Source organism: Actinomycetospora sp. (assembly GCF_055612215.1).
In genome coordinates, this window is sequence record NZ_JBVPVA010000574.1 from 1 (window position 1) to 1,558 (window position 1,558).

1 protein-coding gene and 2 pseudogenes are annotated in these 1,558 nt (G+C 78.2%); all 3 read left to right on the forward strand.

Annotated features, from left to right (window positions below; all coding sequences use genetic code 11):
* Positions 1-470 (forward strand): annotated as a pseudogene (locus tag AC0CYZ_RS15845) (hypothetical protein); the annotation flags it as partial.
* Positions 471-533: 63 nt separating this feature from the next.
* A complete protein-coding gene (gene sigM, locus AC0CYZ_RS15850) occupies positions 534-1,151 on the forward strand; it encodes an RNA polymerase sigma factor SigM (RefSeq protein WP_472216988.1) in 618 nt (205 codons plus the stop codon).
* Positions 1,148-1,558 (forward strand): annotated as a pseudogene (locus AC0CYZ_RS15855) (hypothetical protein); the annotation flags it as partial. The gene sigM and the pseudogene AC0CYZ_RS15855, both read left to right, overlap by 4 nt.

Here is a 1,558-nt window from a genome sequence, read left to right on the forward strand (position 1 = left end):
CGGTCCCGCCGCCCGCACCCGCCCCGACGGGCCCGGTACAGCTCGCGAGCATCGCCGTCTACGACCCGTCGGGTGACCCGGACGACCCCGGCAAGGTCGGCCGGGCGGCGGACAACGACCCGGGCTCGACGTGGTCGACCTCGGAGTACGACGACCAGTTCCCGGCGCTCAAGCCCGGCATCGGGCTCATGACGACGTTCCGGGCGCCCGCCAAGGTCGCCCAGGTCGTCGTCCGCTCGCCGAGCCCGGGGACGACCATCGAGATCCGGGCGGCCGCGGCCCCCGACGTCCCGCTGGCCCAGACCCAGCTCCTGGGCACCGGCACCGTCTCCGGGGACACCACGACGATCCCGCTGCAGCCCATGACCGCCCCGACCGGGAACCTCCTCGTCTGGATCACCGCGCTCGGCCGGTCGGACGGCCAGTACCGCAGCCAGATCGCCGAGGTCACGGTGGTCGGCGCGAGCTGACGCCGGGACGGGTTTCCCCGAACCGCACCCCGGTCGGGTGGCCCGCGTCTAGCGTCCGCTCCCGTGGCCGACCCACGCTCCGACCAGGAGCTCATGGCCGCCCACGTGGCGGGTGAGGAGCGCGCGTTCGACGAGCTCGTCCGGCGCCACTCCGAGCGGCTGTGGGCCTTCGCGATCCGCACCCTCGGGGACTCCCACGAGGCCTCCGACGCCCTCCAGGAGGCCTTCCTGTCGGCCTTCCGCGCCGCGGACCGGTGGCGGGGCGAGGCATCGGTGTCCACCTGGCTGCACCGGATCGTCTACCACGCCTGCCTGGACCGGGTGCGCCGCCGCCGGACCCACCCCGCCGACCCGCTCGACGAGGGCACCGACGTGCCGCTGCCGCGCGACCCGATGGCCGACCGCATGACCGTGCTGGCGGTGGACGAGGCCCTGGACCGGCTGCCGGTCGCGCAGCGCGCGGCGGTGGTGCTCGTGGACATGGAGGGCCTGTCGATCGCCGAGGCGGCGCAGGTCCTGGGCGTGCGGGAGGGCACCGTGAAGAGCCGCGCCGCCCGCGGCCGCTACCGGCTCGCGGTGCTCCTCGGACACCTGCGCCCCGGCGCCGGGAACGACGACGCCGTTCCGGACGTCGAAGCCCTGGGAGGCGGCCTGTCGAGCCCCGCGGGAGGTGAGCGATGACGGAGGAGCCCTCGGACGACGCCGGGCGTCCGGACGGCGACGCCGGCCGGGCGGACGCCGCGGCCCGGCACGGCGACGGGGAACCGCCCCGCGCCGGGGAGGAGGACCTCTTCGCGGCGCTGGACCGCGCGCGGGCCGACCTCGCCGCGGCACCCGTCCCGCCCCTGCCCACGGACTTCGCCGCGCGGATGGCGGCCGGGCTCGCCGCCGAGCGGGCGCGGGGTACGGACGGCACCGGCCCGGGGCCGGCCGTGCCGTCCTTGCCGACCCGCACCGCCGCGCCCTCCCGGCCGCTCGCGCGCCGGCCCGGCACCCGGGTGGACGGACAGGCCGCCGCGGGGCGGCGGGCGCGGCGGCGTCGGGCGCTGGCCTACGGGCTGGTGGCGCTCGCCGCGGCCGCCGGGGTG